The following is a 20,361-nucleotide window of genomic DNA, read 5'->3' as shown; positions in this document are numbered from 1 at the left end:
TCCCGAGGCGAAGCGACCGCAGCGCATCGTCTCCTTCTCCGATTCCGAGAGCGGCACTGTGGATTCACGGAACATGTCTACGACCTCGTCCTGCGAGTCGTACGCGTTTTCGACGAGACGAGCGAGGAGATTCTCCCGTCGTACCGTGGTCCCAGTCTCCTTTTAGATCTCCGATCGAAGCACTTCGAGTCGGGCGACCGTCACTTCGTCGAGGACGATCGGGTCATGCGGACTCAATGGATCCATTGGTACCATTCTCCAAGATCGACGAGCTGGTTTTCGATCTCGGTTGTACCGTACTGTTCAAGAATCGACTCGATGGTACGTGCGAGTCCTTCCGGATCAGTATCCGGCAACTCCTGATCGTAATACAAGAATATACCAGCGTGGTCGAGTTCCCTGTGTAGCTGCTCAAAATCTTTCGCGTTGTTGGAAATGAGAATCGTATCGTTATTCTCACACCATCGAACAAGCGATTCGTCGGTCGTCCGTTCTCCAAACTGGTCTTTTGCCTGCAAAACAGCATAGCCACGCTCCCGGAGCACACGCTCGAAAACGCGTCCGACGTGCTCGTCAAGCAAAAACTGTACAGTCACGATACCGGCTCTTTCGGCTTCAGTGCGGCTTCGCGAACACGCTCGAACGCGTCGGCGTTCTCCCGCGCAAGCTCCCGCATCGTGTCGGGATGTGCATAGTAGTACGAGAGTGCTTCGTACACCGCAGCAAGCGCCACGTCGAGTTGATCCGCCACGTGCGGTGGTGACTGATCGCCGTCGATCACCATGTCGGCGACCTGTCGAACCGCAATTCGAGTCCCCTCGATCCGTGGCTCACCCCCCAGAACCCCTTCGTCTTGGGTGATCGTCATATCCAATCGTACGTGCGGCTCTACTAATACATTTGTGTGCTAACGGCTACGGCAGACCGTATCGACTGGGAGTTCGGCGGTGCTACCGCTCTCCGGTGTAGCACGCAAAAGAAAATCCGCACGGTGCGGAAAAGGGAACTCAACTACGGCAGTCGAGTTTAGTTGTGTCGGCGGGCGAGCAGTGCGGCACCGAGCAGCGAGAGGACAGCGACCATCAGGCCGAAGCCGGGCTGGGAGTCACTGTTGGGTTCCTCGTTGCCGTTCTCTTCGTCGCCGTTCTCCGTTCCGTTCTCTTCATCGCCATTCTCCATTCCGTTCTCCTCGTCACCGTTTTCTTCATCGCCATTCTCTTCGTCACCGTTCTCGGCGCCGTTCTCCTCACCGTTCTCGTCTTCGACGACGATGGTCAGGGTTGCCTCACCGGAGGCGTCGAGAAGGCCGACTTCGAGATCGTGGTCGCCTTCGGGGAAGTCCTCCGCGTTGGTGTCGAGCGTGAAGGTGACCCCGTCACTTGCACCGGCATCGGCGGTCAGAGCGTCGCTGGCGAGTTCCTCGCCGTTGAGCGAGAGCGTGACGTTGTCGGCATCGAGTCCGTCAGCGCCTGCGACGGCGGTGACGTCGATATCGACTGCATCACCCTGATCGATTTCGTAGGTGTCCTGGCCGAAGTCGACGGACAGTTCGGACTCTTCTTGCTCAGCCTCGACGAATGTCGAGGTGATCTGGTCCTGATTGTCCGAATCGAACGCTTCGGTTGCACGGAGCGTGAACTCCTGGTCAGCGTTCTGTTCGCTGAAGTCCCAGGCGGTGGTGAACGTTCCATCATCCGTGACTTCGACGGTCTGGGTGGTGACGAAGACACCGGCCTTGCGGGCAAGGGTCTCGACCTCGGTGCCTGCCGCGACGTTCGTCGTGCCGTTCAGTTCGGCGTTCGCGGTAGTCGGTGCTTCGCTGGCCTCGTCGCTCCACCCAAGGGTACGCTCTTCGATGGTGAACGCACCGGTCGTGTCCTGGTAATCGTCATAGAGCGGACTGGCTTCAGACATCTCCACGAATGCCTGATACTCCTTGTTCATTTTGAGGAGGTCAGTTTCGATCAGGATAATTAGCTCTTCGTCGTCCTGATCTGCTTTGACGACAGTGGCTTCGAAGTCATCCTGCCACGTTCCGTAGTCCCCAGCGTCGTCGACATTGATCTCGTTTTCGAGGTTATCAACCTTGACCAGCATGTCGTCAACGACACCCGGGCCTTGACCGAAGGTTTCGACGCTGTCTCCCTCGAAAGCGAAGCCATAGACGCTCTCGGCTTCGACTTTGATCAGCATCTCGTCGTCCGCAGCGATCGTATCGGTTTCGGTGAGGGTCGCATCTTCGAGATCCTCAGCGTCCTCGATGGTTTCAGCCGGAGCCGTCAGCATCGTTGCGGGCGCTTGAGAGATCGGCTGATGCTCGCTGAGCATCATAAACGTCGTGTCGAGTTCGTCGATGAGCGCTTCTTCTGTAGTATCGTAGTCCTTAGCGATCCTCAGTTCGTAGTCGGCGGGGTCGAGCATCTCGTCGGACAGTCCAGAGACGGTGTAGAACGCGTCGGCTTTGGCATCACTGTCCTCGACGCCCCAGGTCTGGTAGTACGTGTTGTAGGTGAGGACTAGCTCTTCGTCCTCGTTGTGCTCTCCGAGATTGCTCACTTCGATGACTTCCTCGTAGGCCACGTCTTCTTCGTTGCCCACTACAACGTAGAGGTTGTCGTCGTCGTAGTTGTCGACATTGACACTGATGTGAGCGATGTTGCCGTTCTGAACCTCGTACTGGTTCTCGGCGAAGCTTACATTCGTTTCGCGTGGCTCGACGACGTCGACAGTCACACTGTCGGAGGCGGTTGTGTCCGCGACTGCGACTGTGAAATTGTACTGGCCAAGATCCGCATCGTTGGCAATTTCGGCGTCGATAGAGTCGCCGACAGCAAGGTCGGCAACCGTCACCGTGTTCTCGTCATCGTTCTGATCGACGCTGTCGAAGATGTCCGCGAGCGTGTCGGCATCAATCGCCTCGCCATCACGCTCGCCGCGGATCCGAGCATCAACCCGTTCGTTCCGGTTGTCCTCTACAAACTTCAGACCTGCAGATTCACCTTGTTCGATTGTCGCCTGGTCAAATGCAAAGGTGGTTTCCTGCACCTTGATCTCTACCGGACCATGCGTAGTTCCAGCGTTGTCGTCGACTTCTAAGAGATGTAAGCCTTCAGCATCCGAGGTATCGAATGAGACGGTTCCGTCATCGTCTGCCAAACCTCCAGCGAGGGACTCCCCTGTTGCACGCTCCTCAAATGAAACCAGCTGGTTGCTATCAAACACACCAACATGGAGGTCTTGGCCTTGCCAGATCGTCATCCCTGCAAGTGCTTTTTTTGGAATTGCATTTTCAGGGGTGTTAAGAGATACTGCTGCCGTATCGGAAACGACAGTAGGCAGATTATCTGTAGCAGATGTGCCCGCTGTGGGGATCATTTCTCCGTTCGGACTTCCGTCGTAATGGAGTGTCGCAACAACTTCAGTATCTTCTGCCAGCGGCTCTATCTCAATTTCTACATCCTCAGCAGAGCCACTGAGCGTTTGCGACGACCCAAGAACTGGGAGTTCACCATCTGTTGCTTCGTGTATGACGATAGTGTAATCATCAGCAGGAGACAGGTTACTAGAGTTGACAGTGACGATATCACCGTCTACCTGATCGTTGCCAGCATCTTCAACGTTCACGTCCGCTGCATAAGCCGTTGCAGTATCTGCAGTGATAATGTTGTTTTTAGTTTCTGATTTGATTGGATCACCGATCTCTTCACCGTTCAGCCCATCGATCGCGTGAACGGTATGGGTACCCGGTGCTCCACCCAAATCTTCGAGTTCGATATTCACGTACTGTTCTTCGTTGGCACCATCTGCGATGCCGGCCACGATCAGATCTCCTGCTGAATCTTCGTAGGTGGCCACGAGAGTTGCCGCGCCACTACCTGCCGTATTCACGAAGATCTCGTTGTTTTCGTTGATAGCCTGATCCTCGAACTCGACAAAGGTCTCGGAGAGAGTCGCGGTATCCGTTACATCAACCAATTCACCTGCTTCAAGCCGCTGAATTCCGTCTCCAGGAGACCCGTCATCTTCTGCGAAGTGAAGCATCGCATAGACATCGGTGAATCCAGCGTCAAGTGGTTCGTCAAGAGTCACCTCTGGAGATTTGTCGCCCGTGGTCGGAGCACTGGTGCCGAGGATTTCGTCACTTTCAGCATCATGGATAACAGCCACATATTCATCATTGGGGTCGAGATATGTATCCACTGTGACGGTATTTTCGTCCGGAACTTGATCGTCTACTGAAATATCAGCACCGTATATAGTCGCTGTAGATTGGCTAATAACCGCTTTCTTTTGTCGGTCGGATATTTGTGCGCCCACTATACCATCTCCCGGCTGGGGTTGTCCCGCGTACGCAACGATGTAGAACGTATGTTCACCAGCCCCGTCGGTCGTCCCATAAATCTGAGAGCTTGCAGACGAAACACCGTGATCAGCATCAACAATGGTGCCGGATTCATCGGTCACTATATAAAATCCGGCACCTTCGGGTCCAGAGGGAAGATCTGCGTCCGCAACGATAGTCCCATCAAAGGTCGAGCCCTGTGACTGAAGACTTACTTCTCCCTTTCTGAGATTACTTTCCCAAACTAGTGGGGCATCATCTGATGCAATCGCGCTGTTCAGGGTGCTCGTAGAGATTTCACCCAAACTGTCCTCGTAGTTTTGACTGAGAGTACTGGTCGGAACAGCGTATACTGTGAACGTGCCCTCATTATCGCCTACATCTGTTTCTCGTGTGATGGTGGCTGTATCATCCGCGGTAGAAACTTCGGTACTGCCACGCATGTACTGGCCTCCCTCACCAAAGTCAGTTTCCAGCAGTAGTGTTGCATCTCCATTGACATCGATGTCAGATATGGTGATGTCCTCAACTGGGCCCTCGCTGCCCTTACCGACCTGTCCCTCAAAAAGAACGGATGCCTCGGTTGCGTCACCTTCTGCAACGACAACTGCCGTGTCAGCGTCGAGTGCGGCGTTGGCCGTTGTCTCGTCAACTACGTCACCGACGCTGAGACCTGCGCTACTGGCAGTCTTATCGTCGAAAACGTGTACAGTGTATGCACCATGTAGGCCGTCAGGATAGCCCTCGTCGATACCGATATTGACTGATGCACCGATATTGTTCGCACCCCCATTGATGCCCGCTACTTTTGTAGAATCGCCATCGTTGGGATCATTATAAGTCAGTATAACTGTTGCATCTCCATTCGTGTCGACGTCCACATTTATGGAGTCATCCTGTGCGAGTTCTTGATTATCGAACTGTACAGTCGCATCGGTGGCTGCCTCGGCTACCGCTGCACCCGGAAGGGTAGCAGTCATAGCAACCATCGAAAGTACCATGATCGTGGTCAGAAGCACCGCACGTCCTGTCTCGCGATATGATTTTGTGTCGTTTGTCATGTCTGTAGTATCCTGTCGGTTGGTGGCAATAGAATCCTCACCCCGGACGAGTCCGAGAAGGTAATTAATATCTACTACCACGGTAGGGATTGCATTCGTTACATCAGAATGCTATTAGTAATAATTTACGGTGTTATAGTTCTTCACAGACAAAATTTTGCCGTAGGAACTCTAAAACAGTTTTATACAGTTTTTAGAATCAAATACCAAAGAATGAGATGAGTGTTCCACAAAGTTTTGTAGTTATGTCAAAAAGTGGAGGCCAGATCTAGATATGTGATCAAGTACTCAAGAAACACCAAAGCTACTGTCGGCACTAGTTCATCAGTGCATCAAAAAAATCCGCGCGATGCGGAAAAGGGGAACTCAACTACTGCAGTCGAGTTTAGTTGTGTCGGCGGGCGAGCAGTGCAGCACCGAAGAGCGAGAGGACAGCGACCATCAGGCCGAAGCCAGGCTGGGAGTCACCGGTGTCCTCGCCACCGTTCTCGGTACCGTTCTCGCCACCGTTCTCGGTACCGTTCTCGGTACCGTTCTCGGTTCCGTTCTCGGTACCGTTCTCGGTACCGTTCTCCTCACCGTTCTCGGTACCGTTCTCCTCACCGTTCTCGTCCGTCGTATCGTCAGGGACGTTAACGGTCAGAGTCGCGGTCTGACTGGCGTCGTCAGTTGCGACACCGTGCTCGTAGTCGCCTTCGAGCTCGGAGGTGTCGACGTCAGCGAATTCGACGGTGGTGCTGCCACCAGCGTCGAGGGAGACTTCCTGAGTTGCGAGCGCGTCACCGTTGAGCGTGAAGGCAACGTCCTGCGTGCCTGCAGCGTCGCCGGTGTTCGCGATGTTCGCGGTAACAGTGATCAGATCGCTCTGGTTAACTGTCACGTCCTCAGGGTTGAGCTCCGAGACCTCGAAGGTCGCGGTAGGCTCGGGGCCTGCCTCAACGAGGGTCGAGGTGATTTCGGCCTGGTTGTCGCCATCGTTGGTGTCAGTTGCGGTGAGGGTGAACTTCTGGTCAGCCTCTTCGCCCTCGAAGTTGAGCGTTGCCGTGAAGCTACCGTCGTCAGCAACCGTCGTGGACGGTCGCTGGACGAAGACACCGGACGCTCGAGCGAGCGTGGTCACTTCGGTACCGGGTGCGACGTTGGTCGTACCGGTTGCGGTCGCATTAGCGGTAGTTTCGACTTCCGAAGCGGAGTCGTCCCATTCGATGGTACGCTCCTCAACGGAGAAGCTACCTTCGGAGGTTTCGTCGTCAGCTTCTGCGTTGTCTCCGACGAGAGCGTTGTCACCGCTGATGGCGAACGTGGCGTCGTAGGTCGAGCCAGCGTTCAGCGCATCAGCGTTGTTAACAGCGACGATGACCTGTCCGTCCTTGACGGTCAGAATCGTAGCGTCGAGCGTGTCGTCCTCAGTAAAGAGCGACTGACCTTCCGCGTTCGGACGGTCGTCCTGCTCTTCAAGTTTGAGGGAGAGGTCGTCCTGCTCGCCGATATCACCCGTCTCGATGAACGAGTTAACACCGGTTGCCTCGAAGCTCATTGCGACCTCATCGCCTGCTGCGATGCTGTCGGTAGTCGAAATCTGTGCGTCTTCCCAGTCTTCTGGGTTCAGGTTCTCGTCACCGTCGGGAGCCGTCCACGTGGTCAGATCCTGACCGATCGGCGTTCGCTCGGTCAGCGTCAGGAATGCAGTGTCCTGCTCATCATCGATGACCTGCGTTCCTCCGTTGTCGGACGAGTCGAGGCCGAGGCTCACTTCGTAGTCGGCGGCACCGAGCGGTGCGGTGTCGATGCCATTGTTGATAGTGACCGTATCAATGGAGACGTCCTCGTGGTCGACCGACCACGCGTCGTACTCGCCGTCAGTCTCTGAAGCGTCCGGGTTCACTGCGGTGTTGAGGGTCAGAGTTACCTCTTCGCCCTCAGCAACGTCGTTGAATCCGGAGAGGTCCAGAATGGCCTCGTAGTTGACGTCAGCGGCGTTACCGACCTGAACGGATACCTCGTTGGTGTTGTCCGCAACAAACGAAACTTCGGCGTCGTCACCGAGTTCGCTTTCGAAGCCAGGTTCGGTGAATTCGATGTTGGCGTCCACAGGCTCGACTACTTCGAGCGTGCCACTGGCGGAGGCCGTCGTGTCAACAACATCAACTGTGACGTTGTTTTCACCGAGTTCTTCGCCCGTGAAGTCGAAGTCCGGAACGGAATCGGCAGCGACAGTGATCGAGTCGTCTTCATCGTTCAGGGTGTAATCCGTACCAGCGGTACCATCAGCCAACTTATCAAGAGCACTACTGTCGTAGCCGTCAACACTGATTTCGACATCGAAGTCAGCTAGATCACGGTTATCGGACTCGATTTCCAGAGTGCTGAGGTCATCAGAGTCTTCCTCAAGCGTGGAATCTGTGAAACTGGCGCTGAGATCCTGCTCAACAATCTCGAAGTTCTGTTGATGCCAGTCCGGGTCTTGTGCGTCCTCGGCCAGGCCGTCATCTACGAATTTGTAGATGCCTGGGGAAACACCATCCGTCTGGAAGACGACGGAATTGTCCGATTCAAGCTGGGAGCTGACAGAGTTCCCATCTCGGTTGAGGAGGTCGACAACAGCGTCGTCGCTGACATCATTCAGCGCGACCTGCTGACCAACGTAAACTGGACTATCTATACCACTGTCATCGCCTGCTGTTACATCGTTCGCTGCTGCGCTGCCCGCAAAGACAGCACCTGCGGCGAAAATCGACATAATCATCATCGCGGCCAGGAACACTGCGCGTCCCTTCTCACGATATGATTCTGTATTACTTGTCATGTGTGTTGTATTTCGTTGTCGTCGGCAACAGCAGCTTTCTCACGCATAACGTGATACTAATTGCTGGTACCATGGGTAGGGGTACATTACATTGGTTGAACCATTATTATAAATGCTTTGTGGTGGTTTCGGGGTATGGTAAGACGTGCCATATAGTCTGAGACGGCCGATATCGGCTAATTAGGAAAATCTTACCGTCAGACGTTCGTCCGACTCTCTATTTAAACAATAGCGGTGCCGGGACGTCGATCCGACGCGATCCGTGAAAGACTAGGTTACCGGCATCGGCAGGCTCACCGCGACGCGAGGGCGTCCTCGACAAAGCGACCGGGCCTCCGAGCGGAGGGCGTCGGCCGTCGACTCCTCGCGAGGGCACAGTGATTTATAAATATCGGGAGCGAGCCACAACTATGGGCGGTATCGAGATTGTAGATGGCGAACTCGTCATCGATCGGCCACCGAACGAACTCGACGAGCTAGCGATCGCGTTCACCGAGATTCTCGACGACCTCAATATCGAACACGTCTACGTCGCGGGCTATCTGGCGATCCTGACCGGCCGCTCGCGCTCGACCGAAGACATCGACGTGTTGCTCGAACCGATCGACGAAGCCGAGAGTGAGCGCCTGGCCGAGCGTCTGAAACGCGAGGGCATGTGGGGACCTGCAATGCCGCTCGACGATCTACACATGATGTTGAGCGACGGGGACAATATCTGGGTCGCGCCGGACGAACAGGTAATCCCACATATCGAGGCGAAGTTCGTCGACGACGAGGCGGACCGTGCCTCACTTGACCAAGCTATCACTGCCCGGGTTGGCGACGCCGAACTGCCGGTCGGGCCGCTCGAACTGCAGATCCCGTACAAGCTCTACCTCGGAACGCGCACGGACATCGAGGATGCGGCCCACCTTGTGGCGCTGTTCGAGGAAAGCCTTAGGACCGAGGAACTCGAAAAATGGGTGCGGAAACTGGCTGTCGAGGACGACTATGACCGACTCAGATCTTCGTGACCGACTCGACGAGAAACACAAGCGCAACCGGGAGCTCCGGCTGGAAGCGATTCGTCGGTGGGTCGAGTTTATCGAGGAGCACCCACCCGAGGTATGGGGACCACAGCAGAACAGGCTGGTCGAGTCCCAGCTACAGTCGGCTCGCGAGACCGGACTCGATGCCGAGCACTACCGGTGTGTCGAGCGGGCTGGCGAAGCCAAGCGGGAGTGAAAGAATCTACCAGCGGGCAGACTGCTACTCGTCGCCGACGTTGTTGAGCGCGCTGTTCAACTCGAAGAGTTCCCGGACGACGTCGCTGTCTGCAACCCGGTACCGACGTGGAGACGTGCCTGGAACCTCCTCGATGAGTTCGACCTCAAGCAGAAGATCGGTATAGTTGCCGACAGTCTGGCGTGTGACACCGGCGTGCTCTGCAAGTTCAGTTTTGTTGAATTCGCGGTTTGGCGGAAGATCGAGCAACGCATCTACGAGTATCGGAACTGCGTCGTGCTGCGTGAGGTAGAGCCATCCGCTTGGGTGCTCCTTGCGGAGTTCCTTCTTTTCGCCGCGGTCAGCCGCATGGTCCATGCTGCTCATACAGAGAAACAACGGCTGTTCGTTCATAAGTATTTCCACTACCGTTAACAGCCATTAACAGTATTTATGTTCCAGCGGCTATATCCACCGATCATGCAGAAGCCGTCAGTGAAATGTGCCCTCCTGGCAACGATGATAGCGAAACACAGGTGGGGCTCGCCGATCACGGAGGATGCTCTCCTGGATCTCTCAGCGATCGATGGCGACTATCCCACGGCGCGTGATGTCTTCGCCGACCTGCGCAGCGAACCGTATATCACGTACCGCGGAAGCCGTGGTATCGAGCTCAACAAGAGCAACTTCGGCAAACTCGCCGATGTCCTTTACCACGACTGTGGCTGGGAGCCGTGGGAGATCGATAGTCGGCTGAAACACTACGAAGGTATCGACAATCACGACTAGGCATGAGCACGGTTCTGCACATATCGAGGATGCGCCACCTTCTGGCGCGGTTCGAGGAAAGCCTTAGGGCGGATGAACTCGAAAAATGGGTACGGACACTGGCTGTCGAGGACGACTATGACCGACTCGGATCTTCGTGACCGACTCGACGAGAAACACGAGCGCAACCGGGAGCTCCGGCTGGAAGCGATTCGCCAGTGGGTCGAGTTTATCGAGGAGCATCCACCGGAGGTGTGGAGAGCCCAACAGAACAAGCTGATCGAGTCCCAGCTACAGTCGGCTCGCGAGACCGGCCTCGACGCCGAGCACTACCGGTGTGTCGAGCGGGCTGGCAACGATGAGTGAAACAATCCGATTTCTTTCCGTGATAAGGATGATTAGGGCGGGAGATGTCGATCGTACACGTTTCGTCGGTGACCGACTGCTTCGACGATCAGAAGGTCGTCGTCACGATCCCACGTAATGATCGCCCGGTAGTCGCCAGCGCGAAGCTTGTAGTACGGGTAGCCGGACAGGCGTTCTAGTCGCTGTTCCGTCTAGTCGGTCGCTTCGTCGACCTTGTTCATTACGCGATCAGCAACTTGCGGATCGAGCGTTTCGAGGTGTTCGATCGCCTGTTCGATGTATTCGACGTTACTCATCGAGGCCGAGGTGTTCGATCGCCTGTTCGGTGTATTCGACGTTACTCATCGAGGCCGAGGTGTTCGATCGCCTGTTCGGTGTATTCGACGTTACTCATCGAGGCCGAGGCGTTCACGAACGTCGTCGGCCGAATACGTTTCTCCGCGCCCCCGTTGCTCGCGACTGTCTTCGAGCGCGTCGAGCACCTCTTCAGAGAGCCGCTCCGGCGGGTCGATCCAGTCCCGGAGCGCGTCGCGAATCGCCTCCGATCGTGACGTATAGCCGCGGCGCTCGTACTCCTGGTCGATCACTTCGAGAAGTCGATCCGGAACCCGGACGTCGATCTTGGACGTACCGTTGCCGTCACCAGCGTCATTAGTATCAGTACTCATTATTGTGTGAGACGCATGTCTCACATATAAGCGTTTCCCGTACCGGAAGCGTTAATGGGGAGCTACAGTCCATTCCCACACAGCATCTCGGTGATTCTGAAGCCACCACCACCTCCAATCTCGGTTGCTGATAGCAGACGCGTTCCTCTGATACCGATCATCTACAGCTCCAGAGTTGTGGAGTTCCTACCCCTCAATCGCGTCCTCGACCAGTGCCCGCGCCTCGTCGTACAGCTCCGCGGTAGCCGCTTCCGTACGACCCTCCGCCGTAATCCTGACGAGCGGCTGGGTGCCGCTGGCGCGGACGAGGAACCAGCCGTCCTCGCGTTCGACGCGGACGCCGTCGAGACTCTCGACACCATCGTACTCTTCGTGTGCGCGCGTGGCGACCGTCTCCATCAGGTTGCGTTTCCCCTCGACTTCGATGCTCTCCCGACGGAGTGGGTACGAGGGGAGTTCGGCGAGCAGTTCGGAGAGCGGGCCCTCCCGGTCGACCAGTGCGGCGAGTTTCGCCGCGGCGAGCGGGCCGTCCGGAGCCAGCGTTTCGTCGGGCCAGATCCAGGCCCCGCTTGGCTCTCCCCCGAAGACGACGTCGTCCTCGCGGGCTCGTTCGGCGACAAATACGTCACCCACGCGTGTGCGCACGAGCGATCCACCGATCTCTGCGAGAACGTCGTCGACCGCGAGGCTGGTGTTCAGCGGCGCTGCCACGACGTCGCCGTCGCCCGCCGCTCCGCGGGCGAACAGCGCGAGCAGGGCGTCGCCAGCGGGGAACTGGCCTGTCTCGTCGACGACCATCATCCGATCACTGTCGCCGTCGTGGGCGATGCCGAGATCCGCGTCGGTCGCGGCGACGTGTGCCTGCAGGGTGCCACAGGCCTCTTCGGTCGGCTCGCTGGGTCGGCTGGGGAACCGGCCATCCGGCTCGGCGTTCAGCGTCTCGACCGAGCAGCCGAGCGCCCGGAGCGCGCCAGCGGTGATACCTCCCGCGCCGTTGCCGACGTCGACGACGACCGACAGCTCCTCGACCGGATCGACGGCGTCGACAATAGCATCTCGATGACGTGCCGTGGCGTCCGACCAGGCCGTTTCCGTGCCGACTGCATCCCAGTCGGCCGGGGCATACTCGTCGGCCTCCACCAGTTCGGCGATCCGTCCCCGGCGGGCTTCATCGAAGGCCATCCCCGACGGCGTCCAGAGCTTGATGCCGTTATCCTCGGGCGGGTTGTGCGAGGCGGTGATCATCACGCCGACGTCCGCGTCGCGCCACGCCACTGCCCGTGCGAGCGTCGGTGTCGCAACCATCCCGCAGTCGATCACGTCCCCGCCAGACTCCCGAACGCCGGCAGAGAGGGCGTCCCTGAGAACTGGCCCCGTCGTGCGAGGGTCCCGACCGATGACGACCCGTTCCGCTCCGTCGGCGACGACTGCACGTCCGATCACAACCGCCAGATCAACTGTAACGTCAGTGCCGAACTGCCCGCGAACACCGCTTGTACCGAACATAGTTGCACTTGAGAACGGAGACAGTTACAGTTATGCGATCCACGATGGCGCTGTAGAAACCACCGCAGGGCCGGGGCGTGGCTCCAGTAGGACGCTATGGATTCGGCGGGCAGAGAGACGGATCAGGTAACCGCAGACGACAGCACCGCGGGTCGCCGTCGAATCGAATCGCAGGCGTCGCCCGACTGGTGCCCGCCTGCACGACTGTTTCCCGTCAGTGTATGGGAACCGGCTTCACGATTCCGGGCAGCGTGTCCGTATTGCGTCGCGCTCGCCGGAGGTAGAACCCCTCAATAAGCTGGAAATAGGGATATACGGTAGTTGATTGAACTATTAGATATGGACCTATCACTCGGTTCCCGGAGTCGCCGATTCGCGGTGTTTGTGATGGTGATGATGCTGGTCCTCTCGCTCGGGACTGGCGTCGTCGCCGCACAGTCGTTCCAGGGCGCCTCCGGCACGGTCGTCGTCGAGGAAGGAGAAACGTACGACAGCATCAGCGGGATATCGGGATCGATCATCATCTCCGGGACGGTCACGGGTGACGTCTCCGGGGTATCCGGCCAGATCCACGTAACCGAGACCGGAGTCGTCGAAGGCTCCATCGATGCCGCCGCCGGGACCGTGCTCATCGACGGGCAGGTGGACGGAGACGTCAGCGCCGGCGCGGGCCACGTCGAAGTGAGCGAAACCGGCGAGATCGGCAACGATTTCGACGTCGGAACGGGCTTCCTTCGGGTCGACGGGCGCATCGGCGGTGACGCCCGGGCCGGCGCTGCGACGATCGAACTCGGACCGAACACGGACGTGGGCGGCGAGTTCCGCTACGACGCGGGAAGCTTCACCCAGGACTCCGCCGCGACCGTGACCGGTGGCGTCGTGCAGGATTCGAGTCTGGGCAACGGCTTCGGCGTTACCACCGATCTCAGCCCGGTGTCGTCGACCTTGACGACGATTTACGGCCTGTTCGCCAGCCTCCTGCTCGGCGCGGTGCTCCTCGCGGCGTTCCCCGCGTTCTCTAGGGGCGTCGCGACGAGAGTCTCCGAGACACCCGTCACAGCCGGCGGCGTCGGCTTCCTGACGCTGATCGCAGTTCCCGTCGTGCTCGTGATCCTCGCGATCACGATCGTCGGGATCCCGCTCTCCGTCGGCGGCGCGATCGTGTTCGGCCTGGGGGTCTGGGTCGCCGTTATCTACGGCCAGTACGCCGTTGCGGCCTGGGCGCTGGGACTCGTCAGTGCGGACAACCGCTGGCTCGCGCTGGTCGTCGGCCTCGTCGCTTTCACCCTCCTGGGGGCGATCCCGTTCGTCGGGAGCCTGCTCGAGTTCTTCACCCTCCTGCTCGGACTGGGCGCGATCACCCTCGGGCTGCGCGAGGGCTATCGCTCCCGCCGCGAGCGGCGAACGGAGGGGCGACAGGCCACGCTCAGCGAGGCAGCGAGCGACAGGTCCGGTAGCGGGGCGAGCGAGTAGCGCACTAGCTGTCAGCGCCCTCACTCGTTCTCGAAACCGAATACCGACCAGTCAACTATCTCAGCGGATGATCGTTACTGATACAGGGGAGCGGAATACGACGGTTTCAGCGACCTGGCCGACCAACGATCGATCTTCCTCGGCTCGCCCATGCACTCCCATTACGATATGATCGACAGCGTTCTCTCTGGCGTACTCGGGAATCAGACGCTGTGGATCTCCGATAGCCGATTCGGTGTCGATCTCTCGATCGTACTCGGCAGCGATCTCGTCTGCCTTCGAGAGCAGGTGATCTGCTGCCTCCCGTTCGATCTCGTCCCACTTCCCGGACCCACCGAGCAGTTCGGCTATGGACGTATCGTTCACGTCGTATGCCGGTTCGTAGATGTTCACCACATGGTAGGCGATTACCGCTGCGTCCGGGAACTTTTCGAGAGCGTGTCGAAGCGCCTTCTGTGATAACGGTGATCCGTCGATCGGAACAAGGACTGTTTCCCCCATACCGTTAGAGTACTCTCGCTACGGATTTATCTGCTCCCCCGAGTCACCGGGGGCCGCCTGGTGACTCACGACTCACACTGGCGAGTAGCGCTCGAATCGGCCGACAGCGTTCCGGTACAGCACCACGGCGACGAGCACGCCGCCGAGCAGACCGGCAAGACCGGCGCGGGCGGCCGCCGGCGCGACGACGGCAGCCATCCGGTGCGGGAAGATGTCCCAGCTCTGGCCGAGGCAGTACGAGTCCGTGAACGTACTGTCGGCCCGAGACGGCTGTGAGCGTGATCGGGGGCAACCGTCCCTCATCGCCGAGGGGGGGTCATGATTGAAATACGCATAAATGTGGCGTTGCGTATAAAAAGCAATATCAAATTGCTATTCGACTCTAAAACGGTCTAAAAAGAGTTATTGGCATTCTCAATATTTCCTGTTAGTCACAATATTAATCCCTACTCGACCCATGTGTAGATCTGTAATGAATTCTCAAAAAGGTCGTTCGTTCGGCGCAGCATTCGTCCTCTTGCAGGGAGTAGCGACTGCGCTTTTGCCGCAATTGAGTGTCAAATTCACGAAACAGATGATCGGGAAGAACTTTGACAACGCCTCCGAACTCGAGGCGACCCCGGAATATCTCCGACAGGTGCGCGCGATCGGCATCGGTATGGTCGCCGCAGCCGGGACGGATCTTCTCCTGCAAAGCACCGAAGAGTCAGATTCCGACTCTTCTGGGACCGACGAATCCGACGAGAGCGAGGGACAGGAGAACTAATCGCGCCAATACTTCTTTTCGGGTGGGAACCTGAACTGTAGCTCCCCCAGAGACGCGCTCTGCGTTGATCATGGAGTCAATGACCACGGCAATCAGGCCCCCTGATCCTGGCGTTCGCGCCGAGTGGCCCGGCGTCGACCCTGCTGTGCATCCGGGCTGATGCTTCGGGAGCGAGTGATCCGAACGCTGGGCCCGCCGCCTGGTGACTCGCGACTCACACTGGCGAGTACCGCTCGAAGCGACCGATCGCGTTCAGGTACAGCATTACAGCGACGAGCACGCCCCCGAGCAGCAGTAGCCCGCCACCGACGAGCTGGAGCCGTGCGAGACCGATCGACTGGATCACCTCCCCGAGGTTGGCGAACGATTCACCAACCCTGATCAGGACGCCGCCGTCCGATCGACTGAGTAGCTGCAGGGAAATCGCGGGGAGAAAGCCGAACAGGCCGGCAAGACCGGTGCGGGCGGCCGCCGGCGCGATGACGAGTGCCGCGAGCACCCCACCGGGAACGGTCGTCAGTCCGGCGTGGACGACGACGGCAGCCATCCGTGGCGGGAGCACGTCCCGGCTCTGGCCGACGCTGATCGCGCTAAAGCGCGGGAGCGTCATCCCGATTGCCGGCGTAATGGTGGCTGCAACGCAGGTGAGATACACGCCGAGGACGACCAGCCCGACGTGCTCGCTGGGCGAGTACGGCGAGAAGACGCCCCCGAGCGCCGTCAAAGCGACGACGACCGGGAGCCCGAACAGCAGGCTGGGCAGTACGAGTCCGCGGACGTACTGTCGGCCCGAGACGGCTGTGAGCGTGATCGGGAGCAACCGTCCCTCGTCGCCGAGGGGGTTCATCGCGAATAGCGCACCGGCGAGCCACGGGAGGACGACTGCGAACACCGGCGTCGCCACAGTACCGATCGCTCCGGCTTCAAGCGCGCCAGTGGCAAGCGGACCGCTCATCGCGATCACGGGGATCAGGATGAACGTCAATCGGTTCGGATCCCGGCGCGTGCGTAGCAGTGCCCACTCGGCGACGCGCCGTACCGGCGTCGAAACGAACTCGGGGACCGCCAGCGGAGCGATGGCCGCGGCGAGCGGGTCGCGACGCAGGTCTCCATCCGTGGCACTCGCTGTCGTCTCCGTCGTATCCTCGCTATCGACGCTGACCGGTTCGCTGAACCACAGCGCAACGGTCTCGTGCTCGATGGCGACGCCGCCAGCGCCGAGCACGGCCAGACTGACGACGACGGCCCCACCGGCACGGAGTGGTGCCTCGGCGAGGCCGGTGCCGAGGAGGGCGAGGTCGAGGAGCCACGCGATGGGGAGTGGCGCGAGCAACTCCGGCGTGATTCCGGAGATCTGTGGAAAGAAAAAGACGAGATACAGCCCCGTCCCGGCTAGCGAGGCGACCGAGGCGAGCACCGTTCTGTGTCTGGCGACGAACCGCGACGTCGCGACCAGCCAGGCTACCGCGTAGCCGGCGACGGCCGCCGCGACGACGGCCGTCACGGCAAAGAGCGCCGCCGCGACGGGCACGACCACCAGACTCACGGGCGCGCCCAGCAGGCCAACGCCGACCCCGGTTAGCACGAGTACGGGTGGGGCGAGATACGCGAGGATCCGGAGCGTCTCCGCGACGACCATCCCGCCGGCAACCGTCCGGGCCGACACCGTCGTGAGCATCAGCGATTCGGCGTCGATCCGCGAGCGGGCCGAGACGACGCGCTGGCCGAGCAGGAACACCGCAAACAGCCAGAACAGCGCCACCCACCCCCGGAAGAGGTCCGGTTCAGGAAGCGCATCGACACCGCGGATCGGATCGGAAAAGATGACGGCGAAGACGGCCGCCATGAGCGAGGGGACCATCACGCCGAGTGTCATGAGGGCGAACCGGGCCTTGTCCGCCCAGATGTCCCGAACTGATCGGCGGAACTCGAAGATGCCGACGCTAAGTACGTTCGCTGGCCACCCTGGCTCAGCCATTCCTCGCCTCCGCGTCGACTGCCGGATCGGTCTCGGTCAGTTCGAGGAAGACGTCTTCGAGCGTCTGGGTCCCCGCCTCCGTTTCCGCGGGCTGAGTGAGGGCTTCAGGGGATCCCTCGGTGACGAGGCGTCCGTCGTAGAGGATGCCGACCGTGTCAGCGACGTCTTCGACGACCGGCAGGATATGCGTCGAGAGGAAGACGGTCGTTCCCGCGTCGGCGAGGTCCGTGATCATCTCCCGGATGGTCCGGGCCGCCCGGGGATCGAGGCCGGACGTTGGTTCGTCGAGAAACACGACATCGGGCTCGTGGAGAACAGCCTGAATGTACGCCGTTTTCTGGCGCATTCCCTTCGAGTACTCCGCGATCCGCGTCTCCGCGTCGGCCGCGAGGTCGAGCGCATCGAGCAGCCCGTCGATCCGTTCTCGTGTGGACGCTTCGGGCAGGTTCCGAAGGCCGGCGACGTACTCTAGCTGTTCGAGCGCGGTCGCCTGCTCGTACAGCGGTGGCTCTTCGGGCAGATAGCCGATATGCGAGCGGAGCCCGTCCCGATCCGTGACAGGGACACCGGCGACGGTGGCGCTCCCACTGGTCGGTCTGGTGAGGCCGGTGAGCATCCGCATCGTCGTGGTTTTTCCGGCACCGTTCGGTCCGAGGAAGCCGTAGACGACCCCCTTCGGGATGGAGAGGTCGAGGTCGTCGACGGCAAGCGTTTCGTCGTATCGCTTCGTCAGCTGTGTCGTTTCGATTCCAGTCATTGGAGGGCGATATTTCATGTGTATCTGTCAAAGGGAAAGTAGTTACCCGTATTCGATTGAGAGATGTACTCCTTCAGAGTGACCGAGAGCCTCACCCAATCAGCTGAGAGTCGTACGGAGTACGGAATTCAAACAGCTTCCAGCGGTCCAGACTACAGGGGGACGTCGGTGAGGTCGGAGGGGGTGATCGTGGCTTCGACGATTGCCCTGTCGTCTTCCTGTTGCTGAGAGGTTTCGTCATACTGACCGAATAGCTCACCATCGGCGCTGTTTTCGTCGATCTACGTCTCAACATCTCCCGTCGGCCGTTCGTGCTTAAAGACGAGTACCCACTGTCTGATCGCCTTGGATTCCTCAAAGCAAAGTGACATTCCGTGGGCGACTTCCGCACCGACGGCCCACGATGGTGAGGAGCTCGCCACTGCATCGACACGCCGCGTACACGCTGCCGGCAGCGGTCGACTCCACTGAGCGACCCCGGAGGAGGTCTTCCTCATGCGCCCGCCTGAAGATGACGCTCGCCTCTTCACGTCGCGACCGAGTGAGATCGAGCGCCCCCACGAGCCGCGCAATCTCTCCACAGGCACGCACCAGGTTCCGTTCCTTCTTTGATCGATATCGCGCTCGACCGTGTTGTCTGCGAAGCCGATGCAGTTGTCGACGCTTCCTGCTCGAGAGGCTGTTTCCGTTCGCATCGACCCGCCGCCCGATCTCAGTCGAGAGGCCGCGGTCGTGTCTCGCAGGCGTGAGCGGTGCCCCCGTTCGTGTTCGCTCGGGAGTCCCGCCCGCGAACGATCGCTTCGCCGCTGCATGGTCGATCCGGTATTCGTCGACGATTACTCCACACTCAGTGCAAGTCGTTTCTCCGCCAACAGTCTGCAGGCCCCCATCGCATTCGGGACACGCCGTTCGGTTTGTCGTCTGTCCATCGTCTTCGTCGAAGCCAGTTTCGTAGACATCTCTCAGTGACATACTCTGTACACAGGACATTCTTCAGAACGCCCCGCACCCGTCAGGGGGCGATAGAAATGGCATGCGGAAGCGATCAGTTACCTACGAGAGGCTCTGTTCGAATACTCAATTACTGCTAAGTTCTGACCCGGTACGGGTGAGTACAGAGTGTACAGATAGCATCAGCTCGGACGTGTAGCCTGCCAAAAAATCGAGAGTGGTGTCTGTCGCTGTGAACGACAGTTGTGTGTCAGTATTACTGTCGGACGACGTTCTCTGCGCGAGGCCCCTTGGGCGAGGACTCGATATCGAACTCGACCTCAGTACCTTCCGTGAGGTCTTCGCCGCCGACGTCTTCCATGTGGAAGAACACGTCTTCGTCGTCGTCGAGATCGCCGTCATCAGTCGAAATGAAACCGTAGCCGCCAGTGTCGTTGAAGAAGTCAACCTTACCGTTTGCCATTACAAACAAACAGAGGAGTGGATAAGGGATAACCCTTGCGAGGGTCGAGGTACCACGACTCTTCACGCTACATTCGCAGTCTTCGGCGAGCGGCTGTACAGTTGTCGGTCTCGTCAACTGGGAGCATTAACACGCAGCAAGTCATAACACCTCCACTTACACGAACTGGATCCACGATCGACAACCCATATGACGGTCTCAGGGGAGACCTCACTGCTCAGTGTTTTGTCTATTAGGCACCTCACGTCGTCCCGTTCTGACACACTCCCAGCAGGGCAGTCCATCCGGAAGCGCAGTGCAGACGCATCCAGTGTCCGAGCCGTCGCCTTCACTGGTATCGTCTTCCTCTGCTGTTGTCTGAGATCGGTCCGTCGATACCTGGCTCGCTCTCGGTGGGGACGAGTCCGGGGTATCTCCCGCGGGTTCTGAGGTAGATCGTGGTTTCCCACCATCAGCGGCAAGCTGTCGGTCGACTGCTGCATCCAGGATCGGTCGTCGAATCGCAACGGCGACTCGATGCTTGCACGCGCTCTCGTAGTTCGCGTCGGCGAGACACTCACACCCAGTGGGGAGCCCGCCCTCGAGCGTGACGAGGTACTCGTGATCCTCTGGGTTCGCATGGCTGCCGTTTCTAACTCGTACGCCGTCGTCCTCGACCGTGAACTCGAAGGCCTCGTACTGGGCTCGTTTGATCACTCTACTCGTTGCGTCTAGTTCGGATAGTGGAACACTCATTGGTAGGATTCGGTGGT

Annotated in this window: 20 protein-coding genes and 1 pseudogene; 6 read left to right on the top strand and 15 right to left on the bottom strand. The window is 58.9% G+C overall.

The window, feature by feature from the left end; genetic code table 11:
* Nucleotides 1–233: 233 nt before the first annotated feature.
* The 4 genes from ACFQL3_RS05245 to ACFQL3_RS05230 all read right to left on the bottom strand — a co-directional run bounded on the left by ACFQL3_RS05245 (nt 234) and on the right by ACFQL3_RS05230 (nt 8,209).
* Nucleotides 234–596: a DUF5615 family PIN-like protein gene (locus tag ACFQL3_RS05245; RefSeq protein WP_377052054.1), complete on the bottom strand. Its 363-nt coding sequence runs from the start codon at nt 594–596 to the stop codon at nt 234–236.
* Nucleotides 593–868 carry a DUF433 domain-containing protein gene (locus ACFQL3_RS05240; RefSeq protein ID WP_377052052.1) on the bottom strand — a complete coding sequence of 92 codons (276 nt, stop codon included), beginning with the start codon at nt 866–868 and terminating at the stop codon, nt 593–595. The genes ACFQL3_RS05245 and ACFQL3_RS05240 overlap by 4 nt, the downstream gene beginning before the upstream one ends.
* A gap of 158 nt (nt 869–1,026) precedes the next feature.
* A complete protein-coding gene (locus ACFQL3_RS05235; protein ID WP_377052050.1) occupies nt 1,027–5,403 on the bottom strand; it encodes a BGTF surface domain-containing protein in 4,377 nt (1,458 codons plus the stop codon).
* 385 nt (nt 5,404–5,788) lie between these two features.
* The gene (locus ACFQL3_RS05230; RefSeq protein ID WP_377052048.1) at nt 5,789–8,209 is read right to left on the bottom strand and encodes a BGTF surface domain-containing protein; all 2,421 of its coding nucleotides are present in this window, start codon (nt 8,207–8,209) and stop codon (nt 5,789–5,791) included.
* Nucleotides 8,210–8,619: 410 nt separating this feature from the next.
* Here ACFQL3_RS05230 and ACFQL3_RS05225 point away from each other — a divergent pair, with 410 nt between their 5' ends.
* Nucleotides 8,620–9,222: a hypothetical protein gene (locus ACFQL3_RS05225; RefSeq protein WP_377052046.1), complete on the top strand. Its 603-nt coding sequence runs from the start codon at nt 8,620–8,622 to the stop codon at nt 9,220–9,222.
* Nucleotides 9,200–9,433, top strand: coding sequence for a hypothetical protein (locus ACFQL3_RS05220; protein WP_377052044.1), 234 nt, complete (start codon nt 9,200–9,202; stop codon nt 9,431–9,433). Before ACFQL3_RS05225 ends, ACFQL3_RS05220 begins: the two co-directional genes overlap by 23 nt.
* Nucleotides 9,434–9,457: 24 nt before the next feature.
* Here the strand turns inward: ACFQL3_RS05220 and ACFQL3_RS05215 are convergent, their stop codons facing one another.
* A complete protein-coding gene (locus tag ACFQL3_RS05215) occupies nt 9,458–9,799 on the bottom strand; it encodes a hypothetical protein (RefSeq protein ID WP_377052042.1) in 342 nt (113 codons plus the stop codon).
* 93 nt (nt 9,800–9,892) lie between these two features.
* Here ACFQL3_RS05215 and ACFQL3_RS05210 point away from each other — a divergent pair, with 93 nt between their 5' ends.
* Nucleotides 9,893–10,201, top strand: coding sequence for a hypothetical protein (locus ACFQL3_RS05210; RefSeq protein WP_377052040.1), 309 nt, complete (start codon nt 9,893–9,895; stop codon nt 10,199–10,201).
* 117 nt (nt 10,202–10,318) lie between these two features.
* Nucleotides 10,319–10,546, top strand: coding sequence for a hypothetical protein (locus ACFQL3_RS05205; RefSeq protein WP_377052038.1), 228 nt, complete (start codon nt 10,319–10,321; stop codon nt 10,544–10,546).
* 32 nt (nt 10,547–10,578) lie between these two features.
* Here ACFQL3_RS05205 and ACFQL3_RS05200 read toward each other — a convergent pair.
* The 3 genes and pseudogenes from ACFQL3_RS05200 to glmM form a co-directional block, all read right to left on the bottom strand.
* Nucleotides 10,579–10,842: pseudogene (locus tag ACFQL3_RS05200) on the bottom strand (type II toxin-antitoxin system RelE family toxin).
* A 90-nt stretch (nt 10,843–10,932) separates the two neighbouring features.
* Entirely contained in the window at nt 10,933–11,214 is a 282-nt protein-coding gene (locus tag ACFQL3_RS05195; protein ID WP_377052036.1) for a ribbon-helix-helix protein, CopG family, read from the bottom strand.
* A 186-nt stretch (nt 11,215–11,400) separates the two neighbouring features.
* Nucleotides 11,401–12,720, bottom strand: a complete 1,320-nt coding sequence (gene glmM, locus ACFQL3_RS05190) for a phosphoglucosamine mutase (protein WP_377052034.1) — start codon at nt 12,718–12,720, stop codon at nt 11,401–11,403.
* A 339-nt stretch (nt 12,721–13,059) separates the two neighbouring features.
* Here glmM and ACFQL3_RS05185 point away from each other — a divergent pair, with 339 nt between their 5' ends.
* Nucleotides 13,060–14,193: a cell shape determination protein CcmA gene (locus ACFQL3_RS05185; RefSeq protein WP_377052032.1), complete on the top strand. Its 1,134-nt coding sequence runs from the start codon at nt 13,060–13,062 to the stop codon at nt 14,191–14,193.
* A gap of 60 nt (nt 14,194–14,253) precedes the next feature.
* On the opposite strand, the gene ACFQL3_RS05180 is transcribed toward ACFQL3_RS05185, so the two are convergent.
* Nucleotides 14,254–14,694: a universal stress protein gene (locus tag ACFQL3_RS05180; RefSeq protein ID WP_377052030.1), complete on the bottom strand. Its 441-nt coding sequence runs from the start codon at nt 14,692–14,694 to the stop codon at nt 14,254–14,256.
* Between the two features lie 72 nt (nt 14,695–14,766).
* The gene (locus tag ACFQL3_RS05175; RefSeq protein ID WP_377052028.1) at nt 14,767–14,997 is read right to left on the bottom strand and encodes a hypothetical protein; all 231 of its coding nucleotides are present in this window, start codon (nt 14,995–14,997) and stop codon (nt 14,767–14,769) included.
* A 169-nt stretch (nt 14,998–15,166) separates the two neighbouring features.
* Between ACFQL3_RS05175 and ACFQL3_RS05170 the strand changes: the two genes are divergently transcribed.
* Nucleotides 15,167–15,460 (top strand): hypothetical protein, encoded by a 294-nt coding sequence (locus ACFQL3_RS05170; protein WP_377052026.1) that lies wholly within the window; start codon nt 15,167–15,169, stop codon nt 15,458–15,460.
* A gap of 214 nt (nt 15,461–15,674) precedes the next feature.
* On the opposite strand, the gene ACFQL3_RS05165 is transcribed toward ACFQL3_RS05170, so the two are convergent.
* From ACFQL3_RS05165 to ACFQL3_RS05145, 5 genes are all read right to left on the bottom strand, one after another.
* Nucleotides 15,675–17,438, bottom strand: a complete 1,764-nt coding sequence (locus ACFQL3_RS05165) for a hypothetical protein (RefSeq protein WP_377052024.1) — start codon at nt 17,436–17,438, stop codon at nt 15,675–15,677.
* Nucleotides 17,431–18,195: an ABC transporter ATP-binding protein gene (locus tag ACFQL3_RS05160; protein WP_377052022.1), complete on the bottom strand. Its 765-nt coding sequence runs from the start codon at nt 18,193–18,195 to the stop codon at nt 17,431–17,433. Before ACFQL3_RS05160 ends, ACFQL3_RS05165 begins: the two co-directional genes overlap by 8 nt.
* 354 nt (nt 18,196–18,549) lie before the next feature.
* Entirely contained in the window at nt 18,550–19,167 is a 618-nt protein-coding gene (locus ACFQL3_RS05155) for a transcription initiation factor IIB (protein WP_377052020.1), read from the bottom strand.
* Nucleotides 19,168–19,402: 235 nt separating this feature from the next.
* Entirely contained in the window at nt 19,403–19,609 is a 207-nt protein-coding gene (locus ACFQL3_RS05150) for a cold-shock protein (protein ID WP_377052018.1), read from the bottom strand.
* A gap of 210 nt (nt 19,610–19,819) precedes the next feature.
* A complete protein-coding gene (locus ACFQL3_RS05145; RefSeq protein ID WP_377052016.1) occupies nt 19,820–20,344 on the bottom strand; it encodes an SWIM zinc finger family protein in 525 nt (174 codons plus the stop codon).
* Between the last annotated feature and the right edge of the window lie 17 nt (nt 20,345–20,361).

It is taken from the genome of Natronoarchaeum sp. GCM10025321 (assembly GCF_042663585.1).
Taxonomy (GTDB): Archaea; Halobacteriota; Halobacteria; order Halobacteriales; family Natronoarchaeaceae; genus Natranaeroarchaeum.
This window is presented reverse-complemented; position numbering and strand designations above follow the sequence as displayed.

What these genes read in the sequence shown, in the direction of transcription:
- ACFQL3_RS05240 (WP_377052052.1), bottom strand. Translation starts at nt 868, where the DNA reads ATGACGATCACCCAAGACGAAGGGGTTCTGGGGGGTGAGCCACGGATC.
- ACFQL3_RS05185 (WP_377052032.1), top strand. Translation starts at nt 13,060, where the DNA reads ATGGACCTATCACTCGGTTCCCGGAGTCGCCGATTCGCGGTGTTTGTG.
- ACFQL3_RS05225 (WP_377052046.1), top strand. Translation starts at nt 8,620, where the DNA reads ATGGGCGGTATCGAGATTGTAGATGGCGAACTCGTCATCGATCGGCCA.
- ACFQL3_RS05150 (WP_377052018.1), bottom strand. Translation starts at nt 19,609, where the DNA reads ATGGCAAACGGTAAGGTTGACTTCTTCAACGACACTGGCGGCTACGGT.
- ACFQL3_RS05215 (WP_377052042.1), bottom strand. Translation starts at nt 9,799, where the DNA reads ATGAGCAGCATGGACCATGCGGCTGACCGCGGCGAAAAGAAGGAACTC.
- ACFQL3_RS05180 (WP_377052030.1), bottom strand. Translation starts at nt 14,694, where the DNA reads ATGGGGGAAACAGTCCTTGTTCCGATCGACGGATCACCGTTATCACAG.
- ACFQL3_RS05210 (WP_377052040.1), top strand. Translation starts at nt 9,893, where the DNA reads ATGCAGAAGCCGTCAGTGAAATGTGCCCTCCTGGCAACGATGATAGCG.
- ACFQL3_RS05205 (WP_377052038.1), top strand. Translation starts at nt 10,319, where the DNA reads ATGACCGACTCGGATCTTCGTGACCGACTCGACGAGAAACACGAGCGC.
- ACFQL3_RS05170 (WP_377052026.1), top strand. Translation starts at nt 15,167, where the DNA reads ATGAATTCTCAAAAAGGTCGTTCGTTCGGCGCAGCATTCGTCCTCTTG.
- ACFQL3_RS05155 (WP_377052020.1), bottom strand. Translation starts at nt 19,167, where the DNA reads ATGTCACTGAGAGATGTCTACGAAACTGGCTTCGACGAAGACGATGGA.
- ACFQL3_RS05160 (WP_377052022.1), bottom strand. Translation starts at nt 18,195, where the DNA reads ATGACTGGAATCGAAACGACACAGCTGACGAAGCGATACGACGAAACG.
- glmM (WP_377052034.1), bottom strand. Translation starts at nt 12,720, where the DNA reads ATGTTCGGTACAAGCGGTGTTCGCGGGCAGTTCGGCACTGACGTTACA.
- ACFQL3_RS05195 (WP_377052036.1), bottom strand. Translation starts at nt 11,214, where the DNA reads ATGAGTACTGATACTAATGACGCTGGTGACGGCAACGGTACGTCCAAG.
- ACFQL3_RS05230 (WP_377052048.1), bottom strand. Translation starts at nt 8,209, where the DNA reads ATGACAAGTAATACAGAATCATATCGTGAGAAGGGACGCGCAGTGTTC.
- ACFQL3_RS05165 (WP_377052024.1), bottom strand. Translation starts at nt 17,438, where the DNA reads ATGGCTGAGCCAGGGTGGCCAGCGAACGTACTTAGCGTCGGCATCTTC.
- ACFQL3_RS05175 (WP_377052028.1), bottom strand. Translation starts at nt 14,997, where the DNA reads ATGAGGGACGGTTGCCCCCGATCACGCTCACAGCCGTCTCGGGCCGAC.
- ACFQL3_RS05235 (WP_377052050.1), bottom strand. Translation starts at nt 5,403, where the DNA reads ATGACAAACGACACAAAATCATATCGCGAGACAGGACGTGCGGTGCTT.
- ACFQL3_RS05220 (WP_377052044.1), top strand. Translation starts at nt 9,200, where the DNA reads ATGACCGACTCAGATCTTCGTGACCGACTCGACGAGAAACACAAGCGC.
- ACFQL3_RS05145 (WP_377052016.1), bottom strand. Translation starts at nt 20,344, where the DNA reads ATGAGTGTTCCACTATCCGAACTAGACGCAACGAGTAGAGTGATCAAA.